This window comes from Paenibacillus paridis (genome assembly GCF_006345825.1).
GTDB lineage: Bacteria > Bacillota > Bacilli > Paenibacillales > Paenibacillaceae > Pristimantibacillus > Pristimantibacillus paridis.
The window spans coordinates 161,065-179,736 of record NZ_VCIX01000087.1 but is presented as its reverse complement, the minus strand read 5'-3'; the positions used below and the strand labels follow the sequence as shown (position 1 = coordinate 179,736).

Sequence of the window (18,672 nt, the reverse complement as noted above, 5' to 3'; positions counted from 1 at the left end):
ATACTTACAATCGGAGGCTTCTTAGTTTATGACATCACAGACACATCAAAATGTAAAAATCGTAACAGCGGACCCTAGTGCAATTGGATTATTCGGGTTGGCTATCGTCACGCTGGTTGCTTCATCTCAAAAGCTAGGTATCACGAATGGACTCAGTTATGTCATTCCTTGGGCTATTTTTCTCGGTGCATTCGCTCAGCTATTTGCTTGCATTCAAGATGCTAAGCATAACAATACATTTGGAATGACAGCTTTTGGAGCTTATGCTTTCTTCTGGTTTGGAATGGCAGCAAGCTGGCTCATAAAATTGGGTGTTTTTGGCCCGGAACTAGCATCTGGACTTGATGTTAAGCAGCTAGGCTTTGTATTTCTTGGCTATCTGATCTTTACGCTCTTTATGACCATTGGAGCAATGGAAACAAATAAGGTGCTATTCTTTATCTTTGTATTGATTGATTTCTTATTTATAGGTTTAAGCTTGGATTCATTTGGTGTAGGGAATGGTGCCTTTCACTCATTCGCGGCTTACTCTGAAATGGCTATAGCCATTGTCTCTTTTTACGGATGTGGTGCTGCCGTGTTGAACACGCACTTTGGGCATGTTTTTCTGCCAGTCGGCTCTCCCTTTAGAATTTTCAAGAAATAATTACACAATTCTCAACTAGAAGCTGCCCGAATAGGCGGTGGAAATCAAAATAAGAACAGCGACCCGTAGGATATGCACTTTTAATAAAGGTGCCCTCCTACGGGTCTTTTTGTGTTTTTATGTAGTTATCAGGAAAGGGAGGAAGTGGGCTAATCATTTCCATCTATTACTTCATAATAATTACTTTACAGGATGCGTATCGATGTACTATTATGAAATAGGACACCGAATGGTGTCTAATAAATATGGAAAAGGAAGAGGATTTGAATGCATATTCTAACCATCGTTCTTCAAAGCTGGCTGCTGTTTTCCATGGCTTTCTTTGGCGGAAGCAAGATTGCAGGAGCCAAGCATCAGGTCGAACTGTTTGATTCTATTAAACTTCCTCAATGGTTTCGCGTCATTACGGGTTATGTTCAAATTGTTGCATGCATAGGGCTCATCATCGGTTATTGGTATCCGGAGGTTGCGGCATGGTCCGGAATAGGGATTGGCATTATGATGCTGCTGGCTATCCTCTCTCATCTTAGAGTCAACCATTCATTTGGAAAAGTGTTCCCGGCCATATTGAATCTTCTGATAGCTATTGCTGTAGTATTCTTATATGCAGATGAATTGTCCAATCTTTTTGGCTAATTCTATTCGTGGCGACAGCAAGCTAGCCCTTTGAATCAAAGATAAAGCACCAATAAAACAAAAAAATCACGTCCCCTTAGGACGTGATTTTTTTGTATTCCTATTCAGTAAACTTCCTTCAACAGCTCAAAGACTTCTTGTAACGAGAGGCCAAAGGATTTGTAATACTCCGTGTCGGTAATCATTTGCTTCATGATCATTTCATTTCGTTTCTGAAGCATCTCGTCGGGCGAGAGCTCAGCTATAAAACATCCTTTGCCGGTTACGGTATAAATCAAACCGACACGTTCGAGCTCTTCCCACGCTTTTTTTACCGTAATGATACTCACACGAAGCTCCGTGGCCGCTTGTCGTATGGGTGGCAAGCTATACCCCGTTTCGAGTTCCCCCTTGAGAATTTGAGCGCTGATTTGTTCAAAAAGCTGCTGATAAATTGGTTTATCAGAGGTATTCGAAATGGCTATGTTCATTATATTTCCACTTTCTCAAACCGTTTGATAGCAATACGATAAGCGATAAACGTACATATCGCAAATATGACGATGCCCGTGATCAGGATAAATAGATGAGTTCCTAATTGATCAGTACCATTTCCTTTGAAGAGATCTGACACAAATGAATTCTGAATTCCAAGCCATTCTGCTCCTCCTGCAAACAGAATAGCAGCTGTAATAGAAACAATCGATGCTGCGCCGTATTTATAGGCTGTTTTATAATACATCGATATAAAGATAATGTTGAAGATCGCAATCATAACGAAGCATAGTCCCCAAAAACCAAAGGATGGTTTGAAAAATAAGTAGATCAAATTTGGGTACAGGTGAACACTAATTATCCCATATATCATTGCAATAATGATATGCATTAATTCTAGGATGACAATAACAGATACCTTTGCTTTTACGATGTCTTTTTTGGTTACAGGCAGCATGTTTGTAAATATCAAATCATTCTGAGATTTATACCCTGCATGCATATTCGGTATCGTGATGAAACAAAAGTAAAGCAGGACAAGGAAATATAACCATGAGGGAATTAGCATTAAGGCCCCTGTCAAAAAAGGCATGATATAAAAGAATGGGCTTACGCCTAGCTTTAATTCTTTCAACAGTAAATTATACATGTACAATCTCCTTCCTCGCAAAATAGATCATGATCTCCTCAAGACTAGGCAAAGCTGATTTAAGATTCCAAGAGGGATCAAAGTCTCTAGCATGGATCAAGGCTGTAAAGCCGAATGAATTCTTTTTAAAGGAAATTAACTTGTCTTTTATCAAATCCAATTGCTCTGCTTTCCCATTTACCAAGCGGTAGGTATCGATAAATTCTTCTTTCTCAGAGCTGTTGATAATTTGTCCGTTATCGATAAAAGTAATATAATCGGCACATTTTTCCAAATCAGTTGTGATATGAGTTGAAAACAGGATGCTGATTTCACCATCTTCCACGAGTTCCTGAAAAATATCCAACAAATTATCCCTTGCAACCGGATCAAGTCCACTTGTGGGTTCATCAAGAATAAGCAGCTTTGCGCCGTGTGATAAAGCGATGGCCAAGCTGTATTTCACTTTCATCCCGGTAGATAATTCAGCTATTTTTTTGTTTTCATTCAAATTAAACCTTTTCAAATAATTGTAATAGGCATCATCGTTCCAATTGCGATAAAACTTTTTAATTACGTTTGTTAACGTTTTGATCTTGTTTCGAGTATAGAAATTGATGTCTCCAAAGGCAGAGCCAATTTCTTGTTTTAATTCGAGTTCGTGCTCAAGCATCTCTCTGCCCAAAATATGAATTTCGCCGCTATCCTTATGGATCAAATTCAAAATGGATTTTATAGTCGTTGTTTTACCTGCGCCGTTGGCCCCGATAAATCCCATAATATAGCCCTTTTCGAGTTGGAAAGATACGTCTTTTAAATGAAAATGCTCATATTTTTTATTTAAATTTTTAATGTCTAATGCAAGCATATAGCTAACCTCCTTATTAATTGTGTATGTTGTGTATGCACAATATATCATTGCGATGGTTCGCATGTCAATTGCTTTTATCCGATGTGACTAGTTCCAGTACACCGGCCTATTCCACACACGAATGTCCTACATACGATATATGGTGCTTTATTTTGAATGACGGTATAATCATTTGCTCATTGGGAGATGTGATGATTGAAATCAAAAACGAAGCTTACCGGGCGAGTTATCTTCAGAGGAGATTCGGGATATGAATCGGCACGTAAAAATTGGGATCCTCATACGGATAAATTTCCCAAGGTGTTTGTATTTGCCCAAAGAACTCAAGATGTAGCAAACGCGATCAAATGGGCCCGCGAGAACAAAGTGCCCATTCGTCCTAGAAGCGGAAGACATTCTCTCGAAGTTAATCTTTCACAGGTCAATGGCGGCATTGTTATCGATGTAAGCGAAATGAAAAAAATTAAGCTAAATAAAAAAAATGGAACAGTTGTTGTTGAGACAGGAAATCGAGTGGGGAGAATTGCAAACACGCTTGCACGGCAAGGCTTTATAGCTCCCTTCGGTGACAGCCCTACTGTCGGGATTGGCGGTATCACACTTGGCGGTGGAATCGGGCCGCTGCAACGGTCGATTGGGCTCATCAGCGATAATCTTCTTGCACTAGAAATGGTTGACGCGAAGGGAAAGGTAATTCGTGCCAACAAAAATTGCAACTCAGACCTTCTGTGGGCTTCCCGAGGGGGCGGCGGTGGAAACTTTGGCGTATATACAAAATACAAATTCAAAGTGCATCGCGCTCCCGCTAAGGCAACTGTATATCGTATCACTTGGCCATGGAATCAATTCGAAGAGGTGCTCAAAGCCTGGCAAAAATGGGCTCCTTTCGTCAATAATAAACTAGGCAGCGAATTATCAATTGGCCCGAAAAAGGGCGGGAATGTATCCATGGAAGGGCTGTTCCTCGGATCAAAAACAGAGGCGATTCGCCTATTAAAGCCCGTTACAAGCGTCGGGACTCCTACAAGCACAATCATCCGGTTATTGCCATATACGGAAGCCGTAAAATTTCTATTGCCTCCCGATCCGGTGCTGACCCAACGGTACAGCAATCAGTTCTCTTCCGGTTTCGGTAGGAAGCCGTTTCCGAATAAGGCCATAAAATCCATGCGCGAGTTTTTAGAAAATGTAGAGGGGGAGTTCGCAGGGTTCTTTTTCCTCAACTGGGGTGGAGCAGTAAGCCGTAAAGCACCTAGATCAACGGCATTCTACTGGCGTAAAGCACAATATTATGTGGAATGGAACAGCTCATGGATCAAGCAATCGGAAGCCGCTAAAAATATCGCCATCGTTCGCCATACGCGCCGGAAGCTGCAGCCCTTTATTGTAGGGTCCTATATCAACGTACCAGACCAAGGGATTAAAAATTCCGGGCACGTTTACTATGGTGCAAACTTTCCAAGGTTACGGAGAATAAAAGCTAAATATGATCCTGGAAATGTCTTTAGGAATCCCCAAAGCATCCCACCGGCTTGCAAGGGATAAAATTGTGGCGGCCTTGCAATCGATTGCCCTGTTCAATCAGCCTTTAATCGACAAAATTAAGATGGGGTTAATAAAATCACTATAGCCAAATGATACCTGATTTAATATCAAATGCCCTACATCGATGATCCCGTTGCTGCTTGCAGAAGGCAGCTACCGGATCATTTTTTTTTGACCGGAATCACATTTCAAATCTTCGCCATAACCGTACGCAAATATTCGGAAGGCGACATGTCCGTAATCGATTTGAAATGTCTGGAGAAGCTATGCACGCTGCCGTAATGAAGCTGCTCCGCAATTTCTGTAAAGGTATGCCGCTGCTCGCGAATCATGCGTTTGGCCAGTTGGATTTTTAAATGGCGATAATACTTCATAATGCTGACGTCCTTGTTTTTTTTGAAAATGGTAAGCGCATGGCTTTTGCTTAAATGAAATGTTTTGTAGATGTGCTCGAGGCGAATATCTTCATAAATATGTTCTTCCATATACGCGCACATGCGGCTAACGAGATCCTCTTCGCTCCGCTGCTTGATGGAGGCTGACAATCGCTGCTCCCGTCTGACGAGCTTGTCTCCCGTATTTCTCAAGTGGATCAGAAGCATTTCCAAATAGAGTTTGATCAGTTGCTCGGAACCGATAGGTGCTTCTGAATTTCTAGTAAGGGCATGGTTTCGCGGATCATCGAAAGGAGGCGTAAAGGCTGCGAAGCCATGCTTCATAATTTTAGCTAATAGCTCCTGCTGCTCAGCGTCCAAAGTGAAAATTTTATTTTCAAAAAACGCTATTTCTTTGGAGAAACAAATGAATGACAAAATAATGACGTTAGGCGCGATTTTCTTGTTGGCCCAGACGCCATGAAATTCGTTCGGTTTATGAAAGATCATATCGCCTTGCTTCAACTGATAGCCATCCGTGTCTGCAAAAACCTCCAGCTCTCCTTTATCTACGTAAACGAATTCCCAGAAATCATGCTTCTCCCCTTCAAAAGCGAAATCTTTGGAAAACTCAAAATAATGGAAGGAAACCAGCTGTTTGATGGATAACGGCTCGTTAAGCTTAGTAGGCGTGAAGTAACTATCCTTCATTGGCGATTGCCTCCTTTGAATCGTTGAACAGGATGTCCATTTTGGACTAATTGCTATTATTCAAGTTCTTTTTGCTAAAGATCAGGAGAAGGAGACCGCTTACACTTATAGTAGCAGATTAGCAATAAAAAGGAATGGGTGAGATGTGATGAATGTACTAGCTGTAGGCTGTCATCCGGATGATCTGGAAATAGGTTGTGGAGGAACCTTGGCGAAGCTGGCCTCGCAAGGGCATCAGGTAACGATGGTTCATGTGGCTAGTGGAGATAAAGGGCATAAAGTGATCCAGCCAGATCAATTGAAACAGCTGAGAAGACTTGAGGCCATAAAAGCTGGACAGCTGATTGGTGCGGAAGTGATTAGCCTGGACGTTCCCGATCTGGCAGTGAGGTCGGATCAAGAGGAGCTAATAAGTAAACTTGTTCAGGTGATTCGCAGGGTGAAACCGGATTATATCATCACGCATCCGCCTGAGGATTATATGAAGGACCATATGGAGGTATCCCGTGCCGTATTTGATGCGAGCTTTGCGGCAACCGTACCTCATTATCATCATGCAGAAGGGGAAGAGGCTCATCATAAGGTTGCTCCGCTCTACTATATGGATACGCTTGCCGGAGTCAATTTTCTGCCTACCGAATACGTGGATATTAGTGACTTTATCGAGACGAAGATTCAAATGAATGACTGCCACGAAAGCCAGATCAAATGGCTGTATGAGCATGATGGCATCGACTTTCTGGATTTTGTCAGAACGGTCTCTAAATTCCGCGGACTTCAATGCGGGAAGCCTTATGCGGAAGGCTTTAAGCAAAGCCAAGCTTGGCCGCGGTTAACCACCGAGAGATTATTGCCGTAATTAAATGGCTGCATACGCTGTTAGGACACATAAAAGTGAATAAATAAATGGAATGGGAGAGTGGCAAGCATGAATTTTGTGCAAACGGTGCAAGGGTCCTTGTTGGAAAATTTCTATCCGGCTGGTTGGAATATGGAAGCGATTGATAAGTGCTGCTCAAATCCTCCAGAGACGATCGGAGAACGCCAGCCTTTCTGGAACGAGGCGTTTCAGCTCATTTCTTGTAACGAAGTGCAAGAGCTCGACGTGAAAATGGGACATGAGATTGCATGGCAAATTCGTCAGAGCAAGCTTGAGGGGTGTAAAGTGGCTTTTATTTTGCCAGTCGGACCGATGGGTATGTATAAATGGGCGGTTTACTTTCTGAAGGAATGGAATATCAATTGCTCGCATGTATACGGCTTTAATATGGATGAATGGAGCGACGCAGAAGGACGAACCTTACCTCCAGACCATAAGGGCTCGTTCCAATTCGCTATGGAGCAGGCGTTCTATGGGCCGCTTGGCGAGCTGACTGTGCCTGTGGATCAGCGTCACTTTGCAACATTGGAATCATTGCCGACCTATGCGGCCAAGATCGCTAATTTAAAAGCTGAAGGCGCGGAGCTGATTACCGTATTTGGAATCGGCCGAATGCTGCATATCGCGTTCTGGGAGCCGCATTTCGGGGCAGAGTTTACGAGTGATGAAGAATGGAGCAAGCAGACGCACCGAATCGGCGCGCAGCTTCATCCGCTGACGATTGAACAGAATGCGATGACAAGCTTCAAAAGCCGGACCACGCTAGTCCCGTGCCGTGCGAATACAATTGGACCGGGTTTATTTCTGCAATCCGACAAAATAATAGGCGGCTGCGATGGAGCCTTGGGCCGAGGCATGCAGTGGCAGGGACTGTCGCTTTGGACCACGTTGCGATATGGTCCTGATCGATGGCTCCCTTCCACCTATATGCCGACATTGCCAGGCAAATTATTTTACCTCGATGAATTGGCAGGCCCGCTGGAGGCGGATGTGAATTAAGCATTATGTAGTTGTAAAGTGCATTTTGGAGAAGCCTTGCTTAGCTAAGGCTTTTTTCTTTTTCAATATAGGCGTTTATAAAATTGCAGTTAAAATCAGTTATAGAAAAGGCATTTGATTTTCATAGTTAATTCAATGGAATTGCCGTATACTGTGGGGAAAAAGGAGGAATGGTAGCCTTTGTTGTGGATAAAGCAGAAGATTGGTAATATTCCTATTTTCCCAAAGCTGATGATTACTTTTCTAATTATAACTACCCCCTTGTTTACATTAAGCCTCGTATTGAATGAGCTAGGTAAGCAGGAGGTTAAAAGCCAAATATCCAACTCGATTACAACCAATATCCATTACTATTTCTTATCGCTCGAGAAGGAGTTGGAGAGGATCATTCAAACGCAGCAGGAGTTTATCAATGATGAAGACCTTATGCAATTGAGTAACGCCATATCGATTATGTCGGATTACCAACGAGTGAAGGCCATGAATGATTTGAAGCTCAAAATAACTACGCTGAAGGATTCCAGCATTTATATCAAAGATATTACGATTTATATTGATTCCATTAACGGAGCAGTTTCAACCTCGAGTGCCGAAGAGACCTTAAGCACAAGAGAAAAGGCTGAGGAAATAGCAATAGCCACGAATAAGAGTAAAGTTCCGGTTACCTTCTGGCAAGATCGTTTTTATTTGAATTTGACATATCCAAACAATGCTATGAATAACGCCAAGGCACCACAATTTATTCAAAATATCGAATTATCTACGGATGCGCTTACAAATGCGTTGAATGCCTTCCCGCAGGAAGGCGGAGCGATATTATTTAGCGATAACTGGATGATTTCCAATCATAAATATCCGGAGCATCTAACGCAAATCAAACAAAAATTAAAGAAATCGATGCAAGAATCAACAGCGTTTACGAAACAAATCAACGTGGACAAAGAGAAATATATGGCCGTCTATGAGAAATCATCCTTTTTGGAAGTCTCCCTGCTCTTCTTTTTTCCCGAGAATGTCATTGTTGGGCAGCTGAAAACGTATGGAACATGGTTCTGGCTCATAGTAGGAAGCTCTTTCATTATCGTTACCCTATTTTCTTATGGCATTTATTTATTAATTCACCGGCCGCTTCAGCTATTGATCAGAAGATTCAGAAATGTGGAGGGCGGTAATTTTCAAACGACGACTCCCACGACCCGTCAGGATGAATTCGGAAACATCTTTAATCAGTTTGATCGAACAGTACAGAACTTGCGAACGCTAATTGACGAGCTGTATGTTCAGAAAATTAGGCTGCAGCAGTCGGAATTAAAACAGCTGCAAATGCAGATCACGCCTCATTTTCTGTATAACAGTTTTTTTATTTTGCATCGTTTAATTAAAAATGATGAGAATGAAACGGCAGAGCTGGTATCCAAAAACCTAGGCGACTATTTTCACTATATTACTAGAAATGGCTTGGAAGAGGTTTCACTGGAGGATGAAGTGAATCACGCCCGTTCTTACGTCGAAATTCAAAATATAAGGTTCTCGAATCGAATATCGGTCAATTTCGAGCCGCTTCCTGAGGCCTATCGCGGAGTGATGATCCCGCGCTTAATCTTACAGCCGCTGGTGGAAAATGCTTACGAGCATGGACTCGGTGATATGGTTGCCGGTGGAAGCTTGGCCATTACCTTTGAAGCGACTGCGGATAGGCTGTATTTTTCCGTTGAGGACAACGGTTTGGGAATGACTGAAGAGCAAATGTCTAGCATGATCCGGAAAATCGCCTTCGAAGAAGAAGGAGAGACAACGGGACTTATTAATATTCATCGCCGCTTAAAGCTGAAATATGGCGAGCATGGCGGGCTTGAAGTTATGCCCGGCGCGGGCGGTGGTTTACGGATAAGCATTTATATCCCACATGACAAAGGAGAATGACTATGTACCGGGTACTTATCGTCGATGATGAGCCTATTATTGTGAATAGTATGTATCGATTGCTTCAGGAGGCTGTTCACTTAGAGCTTGAGGCCTATCGGGCTTATAACGTTTATGAAGCGCTGGATTGTATGCAGCAGGTCCGGATCGATGTGGTCATTTCAGATATTCGGATGCCTGGCATGAGCGGGATGGAGCTGCATAAAAAAATCGTCCAAAGCTGGCCGCGAAGCAAGGTGATTTTCCTAACGGGATATAACGAAGCGGACTATGCACGCCAGGCCATTCGGACAGGCGGTGTCGTGGATTATGTGCTGAAAAATGAAGATGACCACGTTATTTTGGCGGCCGTGGAGAAGGCATTCGCGGAACTCGATAGGGTTGAAGACGGCGTGGATTATATGATGAATGCAAAGAAAAAGCTGCAGCTGGCTATTCCCGCCCTGCAAAAAAATACGCTGTTCGAATTGATGCGGAGCCCTTCTTTATCGCTGCAAGAAATGGAGGCTAGGTTTGCCAAGTCTGAAATTCCGTTAGCGGCTGGCGAGGGGGTATTTCTCGTCCTCGGCAGAGTTGATATTTGGCCAATGACATTAAGCGATCTGGATCGTACCTTGCTTATCTATGCTTGCCAGAATATTGCCGAGGAATACTTTGATCTTACGGTTGAACATGTTTTCGTCGTTGTCGAATCTACTAAATTTCTCTGGTTCATGCAGCCTAAAGAGCTGAAGGCCGCAGATCCTTTGAATGAGGAGCAGAAACTGAAGGCTTGGCAAAATTTGAAAACAAGAGTATACGGCATCATAGAGGCTGTTCAGCAGACATGCAGACAGCTATTGAAGCTGCCCTTATCCTTTGTTATTGGACGGGATGCCTATGAGTGGCGAAACATCGGCGCACAATTCCACTATTTGAAGGCATTGCTTGGCGATGGCTCCCATAACCGACAGGAGCTTCTCATTCAGGACTCCGAGCAGTTCGGGCTTCATATGGATTCGGGCCGCAGCCATCCATTCTCTGACTCTATGAACAATAAGAAGCAATTCGAATTGCTTGAACAATACTTATCGAGTGGACAAGCGGAGCAGTTTACGACGTTATACGATGAAATTATGAATGGGGATGACTTACCCGGGTACAAGTACCAGTTGGAGCTGTTTTATTCGGTTTCGCTTAGCTTGATCTCTTACGCAATTCGCGCAGGGCTGTTCAATGAGCTGTCAGTAAAAATGAATATTGGGAAAATGACGCAGTATGATGCACATGAATCATGGACAGATGCGGTTGCTTACTTAGCTAAAGTAGCTGATTACGTGCTGGAGCAGTATGAGCCTGCTGCTGACGAACAAGGCGAGCGTTTAATATCAGCTATACATCAATATACGCAAGCACATCTTGGCGGCGATTTGTCATTGACCAAGCTATCGACAGTCGTACATCACAGTCCAACGTATTTATCCCGGCTATATAAACGAATGACGGGTACGATGCTCTCCGACTATATCACCAAGGAACGCATGAAGAAAGCACAGCAGCAGCTAGCGGAGACTTCCATAAAAATTGGGGAAATTGCTCTCCATGTAGGGTATGAGGCTGCTCCGCAATTCAACCGCTCCTTCAAAAAAATGTTTAAATTGACTCCTCAAGAATACCGGGATCGGTTTCAAACCATGCAAGAGTAGAAGAAAGCAATAGAAGTCAAGGAAAGCAAGATTGGCAAATAGCTTCGGCTTTTCAGTTATTTTATGATAATTATGCAAGAACTAATTGATATAGGGGGACAAAATATGAAGGGTAAGGCCGCTAAAAGTATCCTGTTGTCCGTATTGGTTTTCACGATGGTCTTTGTCTCGGCTTGCAGCACAAAAAATAATGAAGGGAAAGAACCAGAAGGGTCAAGTGCCCCAACGAGTAAGACGGAAACAAGCTCACCCGAGGAAACGGCTGTCAGCTACGACCCGCTTGGGAAGATTGATCCGCCAATTGAAGTGACGGCAGTAAGAATGCTGGACTCAACGACTAAATTCGCCGAAGGGGATTCTATTGATAAAAACGCTTGGAATCAACTCTACTTTGATGAGTTTGGCATTAAACTAAAATATTTATGGGTCGCTGACCCAACGCAATATAACCAAAAGTTTAATGTTACGATGGCTTCTGGAAAGCTTCCTGACATTATGCCAGTTGACGGCACGCAGTTTAACCAATTGGTTGAAGCGGATCAACTAGCCGATTTAACAGAGGCATTGGAGAACTACGGCACGCCGCTAACGAAAGAATTATTGAGTAAAGATGGCGGATTAGGCCTTGATTCTGCGTCATTTGGCGGAAAACTGCTAGGTATCCCTGTGAATCCCGGAGCGAATGATAATGCTCCGCTGCTCTGGATACGTACGGATTGGTTAAAGAAATTGAACCTGCCTGAACCAAAGACGATGGACGATGTATTTAAGATTGCGGAAGCGTTCGCCAAACAGGATCCCGACGGAAATAAGAAAGACGATACCTATGGCCTAGGTTTAGACAAACTTTTGTATGACGCCGTTTTTGGACTACATGGTTTCTTCAATGGCTATCATGCTAATCCGCAAATCTGGGTTGAGAATGAAGCTGGTGAATATGTTTACGGAAGCATCCAACCGGAAATGCAGGTGGCATTAGCCAAGCTTCAGGAAATGTACAAAGCAGGATGGATTGACCGTGAATTTGGCGTAAAGGATATAGAAAAATTAATTCAAGCAGGCAATGCCGGCAAACTCGGAATGTTTTTTGGCGTAATGTACGCGAATAGTTATTTTGTCGAAGGCAAGAAATTGGATGCCGAGATGGACTGGATGCCATTTGCGCTTCCTTCCATAGACGATCAACAAGCAAAACCACAATTGGTGTTTCCTATTGGCAAATATTTTGTTGTGAGAAAAGGGATGGAGCACCCTGAGGCTCTAATTAAGATGCTGAATGCTTTCCACAACGACTGGGATAAGACAAAATATCCGCTTACTGCAATCAATCAAGATGGTGATATTGCGAAGTGGGTCTATGCTCTAGTCACAGGCTCTAATCCTACTCAAAATCTGGATATGTATACGAGGGTATCAAGTGCGTTAGAGAAGAATGACGAAACACTGCTCGATCCTAAGGCATCCGGACAGAAAATTTTCTATGATAGCCTAAAAAAATGGGAAGCAGGCGACAGTGAAGGGTGGATGTATGCGAGAATCTTTGATGCTCAAAAGCTGCTGCATGACTACCACCAAAGCAATGGGTTTCTTATGACGAAATATATTGCGGGACCTACACCGACGTTGGTGGAAAAAGGATCAACCTTGGAAAAAATGGAGTTGGAAACCTTCACTAAAATTATTATGGGTGAATCATCCATTGACGCTTTTGACGAGTTCGTAACAAATTGGAAAAATCTTGGCGGCGATGCCATAACGGCAGAAGTAGCCAAATGGAAAGCAAGCAAATAAAACAAAGCTGACCGGGAAAACAGATGTTATCTGGTAACACCTGTTTTCCTAGTAAGCGACTAAGACAAGGAAGTGTTTGAAATGTCCGTGATGACAGTGACAGGGAAGGTGCGGGCGGACAGTCTCGGACTGGTGCTGCCCCATGAGCACGCTTTTATTGATCTAAGAGATCTGGTGCCAGCTCCGCATACGATATCGGGCAAGGTGCTCTCGCAAGAGAAAGTAAGCTTAAGCAATCTCGGCAAGCTCCAAAGAAATCCTTATGCGGTGTTGGATAACGCGGTATTGGATGACGAGAAAATCATGGAATGGGAGCTCCATGAGTTTAAGAAAGCCGGAGGGAAAACATTTGTCGATCTCACTCTTCGTGATATTGGCAGAGACCCCATCTTACTGGCTCGGTTATCCAGGGCGCTTGATATCCATATCATAGCGGGCTGCGGCTACTATATTAATGCCTCTCATCCTCCTGATATGGATGATAAAACGATTGATGCCATTGCGGAAGAAATACTCCGAGAAATTAAATACGGCATCGATGGCACCGAAATTAAAGCAGGTGTCATTGGCGAGATCGGAACAAGCGAAATCATTTATCCGAATGAAAAAAAGACGCTGATCGCAGCGGCGACAGCCCAACAGGAAACGGGTCTTGGCCTCCATGTGCATACGGATCTATGGGCAACGAATGGTTACGAGGTCGTGAAGATCCTAACAGAACACGGTGCATCTGCAGAGAAAATATGTATTAACCATATTGATGTCGATCTGAAAATGGATTATATGAAAGATTTGCTGAATAAAGGGGTTTATATTGAATTCGACAATTTCGGAAAGGAGTTTTATGCGGATAGAAGACATAAGAGCGTTCTGAAAGGCCTTTTTGCCAGAGATATAGAGAGGGTAAGAGCAATCAAGGAATTAATTGATTACGGCTTTCTCTCCAAAATATTGCTGTCCAATGATGTCTGCCTAAAAACATGCATCCACCACTATGGAGGCTGGGGATTCGATCATGTGATTACCAACATTATCCCGATGATGCAGGATGAGGGCATAACAGATGAACAAATCCAAACCCTAATGGTAGGCAATCCAGCAGCTTTCTTGGATGACGGAAGAGACTAACAGGGAGTGGTAAATGATGAAAATTATCGATTGCAGCTGTGCTGTAGGATATAAGACCGTCAATTATGAGATCGTCAACCATGAAAATTTTATCGTTAGGGAGAAGGTAAAGCAGGCTCGTGACGCCGAGGAGCTGCTTCAAGAGCTTGATTTCTGTGGAATCGATAGCGCGGTAGTTAGCCATAACACGATGGCTGATGTTGACCCCGATTATGGGAACCGTGCGGTTCTGGCTGAGACGAACAAAGCGCCAGACAGGCTGCTCCCAACGTGGACGATACTGCCGCCAATTACTGAAAGTCAGTATGCGCCCAAGCATTTGTTTCCTGCGATGAAGGCCAATGGAGTACAGCTGTTAAGAGCTTATCCGGAAAGGAATCGTTATTTGCTTAATGGTGTAGTTATGGGTGATCTCATTGGGGAAATTGCGGCAGCTAAAATTCCGTTGTATCTGACTCCGAGCGAAGGCTGGCATAGTATCTACAGCCTGATGAAGGAGTATCCGACCTTGACGGTTATTCTTCATAATTATGGTTTATGGAGTCATGCTAGGCTGACGTATCCGCTATTTCAAACCTATAAAAACCTGTATATCGAGAGCGGCGATATGCAAACAGCCGGGGAGATTAAGGACATCTGCAGCAAGTTTGGATCGGAGCGCATCCTCTTCGGCTCGAACTTTCCAAGCAACGCCATAGGCGGACCGCTGGCTGCTTTAATTGGCTCCGGTATAACGAAGGATCAAATGGAGAACATCGCATACAAAAACCTCGAGAGATTACTAGGTGAGGTGACACGATGAGTATATCGAAAATGACTAATCAATCGAAATTAGCTAAAGAGTTTGTTGAAACGGGAAGGCTGTCCAGCCTCCCATTCATCGATATGCACACGCATATGGGGCCTTTCTATGGCACATATTTGCCGGAAGCCAGCTTGGAATCCATGATTCGGACGATGGATAGGGAAAACATTGAATGGATTATATCAGCACCGCACAGCGCGCTATTCGATCCTTTAGAGGGAAATTCAGAGATAAAGCCTGCGATGGAGAAATACCCGGATAGGATCTACGGTTATTACGTGGTGAACCCGCATTACGATCATAACCTAGATCAGGATCTGGCTGAATTCGACCGTGTGAAAGGTTATGTAGGGATTAAGCTCCTGCCTGATTATCACAAATATCCGCTTACTGGCGAGAAGTTCCGTAAAATTTATGAATTTGCCAATGATCGCGGCCTGCTCCTATTATCCCATACATGGGGACACAGCCCTTACAATCCGCCACAAATGATAGGAGAGCTTGCGCGAAAATACGAGAATATTACGTTCCTGCTTGGTCATTCCGCTCCCGGAGAAACGGATTATGGGATTGAGCTAGCGCGGACTCAGCCGAATGTTTATTTGGAACTTTGCGATACAGGACGACTTAATGGCATGATCGGCAAAATGGTGCATGAGGCGACTTCGGAGAAGGTCGTTTTCGGAACGGATTTTCCTTGGTACGACCCGAACTATATGCTGGGAAGCGTACTATTCTCAGGCATTAGCGATGAGGAAATCAGTCATATTATTCACCATAACGCAGTGCGTCTGCTCCATAAGGCACGAAATTTAAAATGATAGTTAACAGAGAGGACAGGATAGGAAATGTCTGAAATAATAGAATCGTTTGAAACCGCAAAGGGCAACTTGTTCGGAGATTTGTTAACAACGAGAGTTGCTAGCAAAAAACTGAAAGTGGGTTTGATCACCTTAGGATTTTTCGAGTATTGGAGAATGTTCCCGGAAACATTAAAGGCTAATGTTACGGCGGATATGACCTGCGTCTATAACCATCTCCGTAACAATCTTGATCTGGATGAAGTCATCTGGCCGGGACTTATTGACACCTTAGATGCCGCAGAGGCTGCGGGTAAAGAGCTGGCAAGCCAGCAAGTCGATCTCATTGTCTATGTGGCAGGCACTTATTGTCCCGATTATATGGCGATCCAAGCTTTAGAGCATGTTCGTCACGTGCCCGTTGTTTTATTTAATACGCAGCATCATAACAAGATTAACCTCGACACGAATTATGAGAATATTCTGAGAAATAGCGCTTTGATTGCGAATTTACAGTTGGCGGCCACGTTTAGAAAGATGGGCTGGTACCCCGATTTAAAGGTAGTTGTGGGATCGATCAACGATCATGCTGCTTTCGAAGAAATGACGAAATACATTCGTGCATACAAAGCTTATTTAAGCCTCAAAACGACAAACATAGGCGTCATCGGGCATGTTTTCAGAGGAATGTATGATTTTGAATTCGACAAGACGATGATCAAAGGCACGCTTGGGCCGAACATTATCTCGATTCAGGTCGATCATCTTCTGGAGCAGTTTAGCAAAGCGGAGGACGCGGAAATTGAAACGATTATAGAACAGACGAAAAATAGATTTAATATCGTTGGATTGAACGAGGACGACATTTATAAATCCTCAAAATTTTATGTTGCTCTCAAAAACACCCTGGAGCGCTTCAGGCTGGATGCGTTAACGCTGCTTGGCCAGCATTACGTGGAGCAGAAGACAGGCACCACCTCGTACCTAGCGAACACCATGATGCATGAAGAAGGAAAATGGGTCGTTAACACAGAGGGTGACGTTCATGGCCTCATTATAATGACGTTAATGAACATGCTGAGCGGCAAGGTGCCCGCCTATGCGGAGTGGGGCGAATATGACGAGGAGCTTAATGCCCTGCTTATGGTCCACCATGGGTATGCGAATACGGAATATGCGACAGACAGAAGTACGGTAAAGGTCAATCGCTCTCCTGAACAATGGGGCTTGCAGGGAGCCGGCTTCGGATTTGAGTATACGTTGAAGCCGGGTGAAGTGACGATCAGCCATCTCATTATTGATGCCGAAGGGTATAAGATGCTCATTGTTAAGGGCCAAGCTTTGCACATTGAGAAGAACATTCCTTGCGAGGAAATTACGGCTGTCATTCAATTTGGTACGCCAATTAAGCCGTTTCTTGCATCGTTGATTAAAGAGGGATTCGCACATCATTGCATCATTGGTTATGGGGATTTGACGGAAGAGCTATCCTATGTTGCTGATTTTATGGGAATCCGGAAAGTGATTTATTAAAGCCAGTTGACTTGGCAAATCGAATGTGATGGGAGAGTTGAAAGCAATGATACAAATTCAGTCTTCAGAGTTTATAGCTAGGGTAGAGAAATTAAAGGTATTGATGGCAGAGCAAGGAATGGGGGCGTGCCTGGTTTACGGGGATGAATATAGAAAAGAAAATTTGCGCTATTTGAGTAACTATTGGCCATTGTTTGAGAGAGGGGCGGTCATTGTTCCGCTGAGCGGACAGCCCATTGTGCTGGCAGCACCGGAAGGGGAGCTGTTGTGCCGAGAAATGACCTCGTGGCCTGACGTACGGCTTCTTTCCCAGTTCAATTGCGTAACCGTGCCGGATGAGATTGAATACCCGCAAGCCAATTACACGAGCTTGAAAGAAATCTTCGCAGAAGTGAACGCGAACAATTCGTTAAAGCGGATTGGCATTGCTGGATTAGATGCCATGCCTGAACCGCTGCTGCGTGCAATTAAGGGAAGTCTGGACGGCGTGGAATGGATAGACGCTGGCGATCTTCTGTTCCATTTAAGAATGACGAAGTCTACAGACGAAATTGCTTGTTTAAAGGAAGCGGCTAGAATCGCTGACGAAGGCTACAAGCTGATGATCGAGAATGTTAAACCAGGCATGACCGAGCTTGAACTGTCTGCCTATGCGTATGGCGAATGTATGAAGGCAGGCGCAGAGTTCGTGCCGTTCATCGTTCTGACCAGCGGCGAACGGGTGAATACGATCATCGGAAGGCCGACTCGCAAGGTTATTCAGGACGGGGATATGATTATGGCTGCGATTGCTGTTCAATATGAAGGCTATGTCGCAACGGTAGGGTTTCCTTTCGTGGCAGGACAAATGAGCAGCGGGCAGCAGCAGTTCATCACGCTGCTTGTGGAGGCTGAGAATATTGCTTTATCCAATCTCGTGCCAGGGGGAAAGCAAAGTGATCTCGTCAAATCAGTGAAAGATTATTTTGAATCCAAACAGGTGACCCCATATGACCTTTACCCGCCGCTGCATGGCTGTGGGCTAGCAGAAGCAGAGTCTCCTTACCCTGATGATAAATCTGCAGCACTCTTCGAGATCGGAATGACGGTCAATACGGATGTCAGTTTGTTCGGACACCCATACGGTTCAAACCGAGTCGAGGAAAGCTTGATTGTAACGGAAAATGGCTATGAATCGATGTCGAAGCTAGTCAGGCATTTGAGCAAGACTTGGATCGAAACAGCGACGATTTCGGTTAATTAA

Annotated in this window: 17 protein-coding genes; 13 read left to right on the top strand and 4 right to left on the bottom strand. The window is 43.9% G+C overall.

What is annotated here, in order from left to right; genetic code table 11:
• Window positions 1-28: 28 nt before the first annotated feature.
• Window positions 29-646 carry an acetate uptake transporter gene (locus FJQ58_RS16265; RefSeq protein ID WP_139995265.1) on the top strand — a complete coding sequence of 206 codons (618 nt, stop codon included), beginning with the start codon at window positions 29-31 and terminating at the stop codon, window positions 644-646.
• Between the two features lie 267 nt (window positions 647-913).
• Complete coding sequence (locus FJQ58_RS16260; protein ID WP_139995263.1) at window positions 914-1,282, top strand: DoxX family protein; 369 nt, start codon at window positions 914-916, stop codon at window positions 1,280-1,282.
• Window positions 1,283-1,386: 104 nt separating this feature from the next.
• Here the strand turns inward: FJQ58_RS16260 and FJQ58_RS16255 are convergent, their stop codons facing one another.
• The 3 genes from FJQ58_RS16255 to FJQ58_RS16245 are packed head-to-tail and all read right to left on the bottom strand — an operon-like array spanning window position 1,387 to window position 3,252.
• Entirely contained in the window at window positions 1,387-1,752 is a 366-nt protein-coding gene (locus FJQ58_RS16255; protein WP_139995261.1) for a GntR family transcriptional regulator, read from the bottom strand.
• Window positions 1,752-2,405: an ABC-2 transporter permease gene (locus FJQ58_RS16250; RefSeq protein WP_139995259.1), complete on the bottom strand. Its 654-nt coding sequence runs from the start codon at window positions 2,403-2,405 to the stop codon at window positions 1,752-1,754. Before FJQ58_RS16250 ends, FJQ58_RS16255 begins: the two co-directional genes overlap by 1 nt.
• A complete protein-coding gene (locus tag FJQ58_RS16245) occupies window positions 2,398-3,252 on the bottom strand; it encodes an ABC transporter ATP-binding protein (RefSeq protein ID WP_139995257.1) in 855 nt (284 codons plus the stop codon). The genes FJQ58_RS16250 and FJQ58_RS16245 overlap by 8 nt, the downstream gene beginning before the upstream one ends.
• Window positions 3,253-3,450: 198 nt before the next feature.
• On the opposite strand from FJQ58_RS16245, the gene FJQ58_RS16240 reads away from it, so the two are divergent.
• On the top strand, window positions 3,451-4,800 hold the full coding sequence (locus FJQ58_RS16240; RefSeq protein ID WP_139995255.1) for an FAD-binding oxidoreductase: 1,350 nt from the start codon (window positions 3,451-3,453) through the stop codon (window positions 4,798-4,800).
• A gap of 188 nt (window positions 4,801-4,988) precedes the next feature.
• Here FJQ58_RS16240 and FJQ58_RS16235 read toward each other — a convergent pair whose 3' ends face one another.
• The gene (locus tag FJQ58_RS16235) at window positions 4,989-5,885 is read right to left on the bottom strand and encodes an AraC family transcriptional regulator (RefSeq protein WP_139995253.1); all 897 of its coding nucleotides are present in this window, start codon (window positions 5,883-5,885) and stop codon (window positions 4,989-4,991) included.
• Window positions 5,886-6,033: 148 nt separating this feature from the next.
• Here FJQ58_RS16235 and FJQ58_RS16230 point away from each other — a divergent pair, with 148 nt between their 5' ends.
• From FJQ58_RS16230 to FJQ58_RS16185, 10 genes are all read left to right on the top strand, one after another.
• The gene (locus tag FJQ58_RS16230) at window positions 6,034-6,744 is read left to right on the top strand and encodes a PIG-L deacetylase family protein (RefSeq protein WP_238404104.1); all 711 of its coding nucleotides are present in this window, start codon (window positions 6,034-6,036) and stop codon (window positions 6,742-6,744) included.
• 69 nt (window positions 6,745-6,813) lie between these two features.
• Complete coding sequence (locus FJQ58_RS16225) at window positions 6,814-7,764, top strand: sugar phosphate isomerase family (RefSeq protein WP_139995249.1); 951 nt, start codon at window positions 6,814-6,816, stop codon at window positions 7,762-7,764.
• Between the two features lie 180 nt (window positions 7,765-7,944).
• The gene (locus FJQ58_RS16220; protein WP_139995247.1) at window positions 7,945-9,687 is read left to right on the top strand and encodes a sensor histidine kinase; all 1,743 of its coding nucleotides are present in this window, start codon (window positions 7,945-7,947) and stop codon (window positions 9,685-9,687) included.
• A gap of 2 nt (window positions 9,688-9,689) precedes the next feature.
• Complete coding sequence (locus FJQ58_RS16215; RefSeq protein WP_162341515.1) at window positions 9,690-11,372, top strand: response regulator transcription factor; 1,683 nt, start codon at window positions 9,690-9,692, stop codon at window positions 11,370-11,372.
• Between the two features lie 105 nt (window positions 11,373-11,477).
• Window positions 11,478-13,163, top strand: coding sequence for an extracellular solute-binding protein (locus tag FJQ58_RS16210; protein WP_162341514.1), 1,686 nt, complete (start codon window positions 11,478-11,480; stop codon window positions 13,161-13,163).
• 81 nt (window positions 13,164-13,244) lie between these two features.
• On the top strand, window positions 13,245-14,291 hold the full coding sequence (locus FJQ58_RS16205) for a phosphotriesterase family protein (protein ID WP_139995241.1): 1,047 nt from the start codon (window positions 13,245-13,247) through the stop codon (window positions 14,289-14,291).
• A 16-nt stretch (window positions 14,292-14,307) separates the two neighbouring features.
• Window positions 14,308-15,093: an amidohydrolase family protein gene (locus tag FJQ58_RS16200; protein ID WP_139995239.1), complete on the top strand. Its 786-nt coding sequence runs from the start codon at window positions 14,308-14,310 to the stop codon at window positions 15,091-15,093.
• Window positions 15,090-15,917: an amidohydrolase family protein gene (locus tag FJQ58_RS16195; protein WP_139995237.1), complete on the top strand. Its 828-nt coding sequence runs from the start codon at window positions 15,090-15,092 to the stop codon at window positions 15,915-15,917. Before FJQ58_RS16200 ends, FJQ58_RS16195 begins: the two co-directional genes overlap by 4 nt.
• 27 nt (window positions 15,918-15,944) lie before the next feature.
• A complete protein-coding gene (locus FJQ58_RS16190; protein ID WP_139995235.1) occupies window positions 15,945-17,429 on the top strand; it encodes a hypothetical protein in 1,485 nt (494 codons plus the stop codon).
• Window positions 17,430-17,475: 46 nt separating this feature from the next.
• On the top strand, window positions 17,476-18,672 hold the full coding sequence (locus FJQ58_RS16185) for a M24 family metallopeptidase (RefSeq protein WP_162341513.1): 1,197 nt from the start codon (window positions 17,476-17,478) through the stop codon (window positions 18,670-18,672).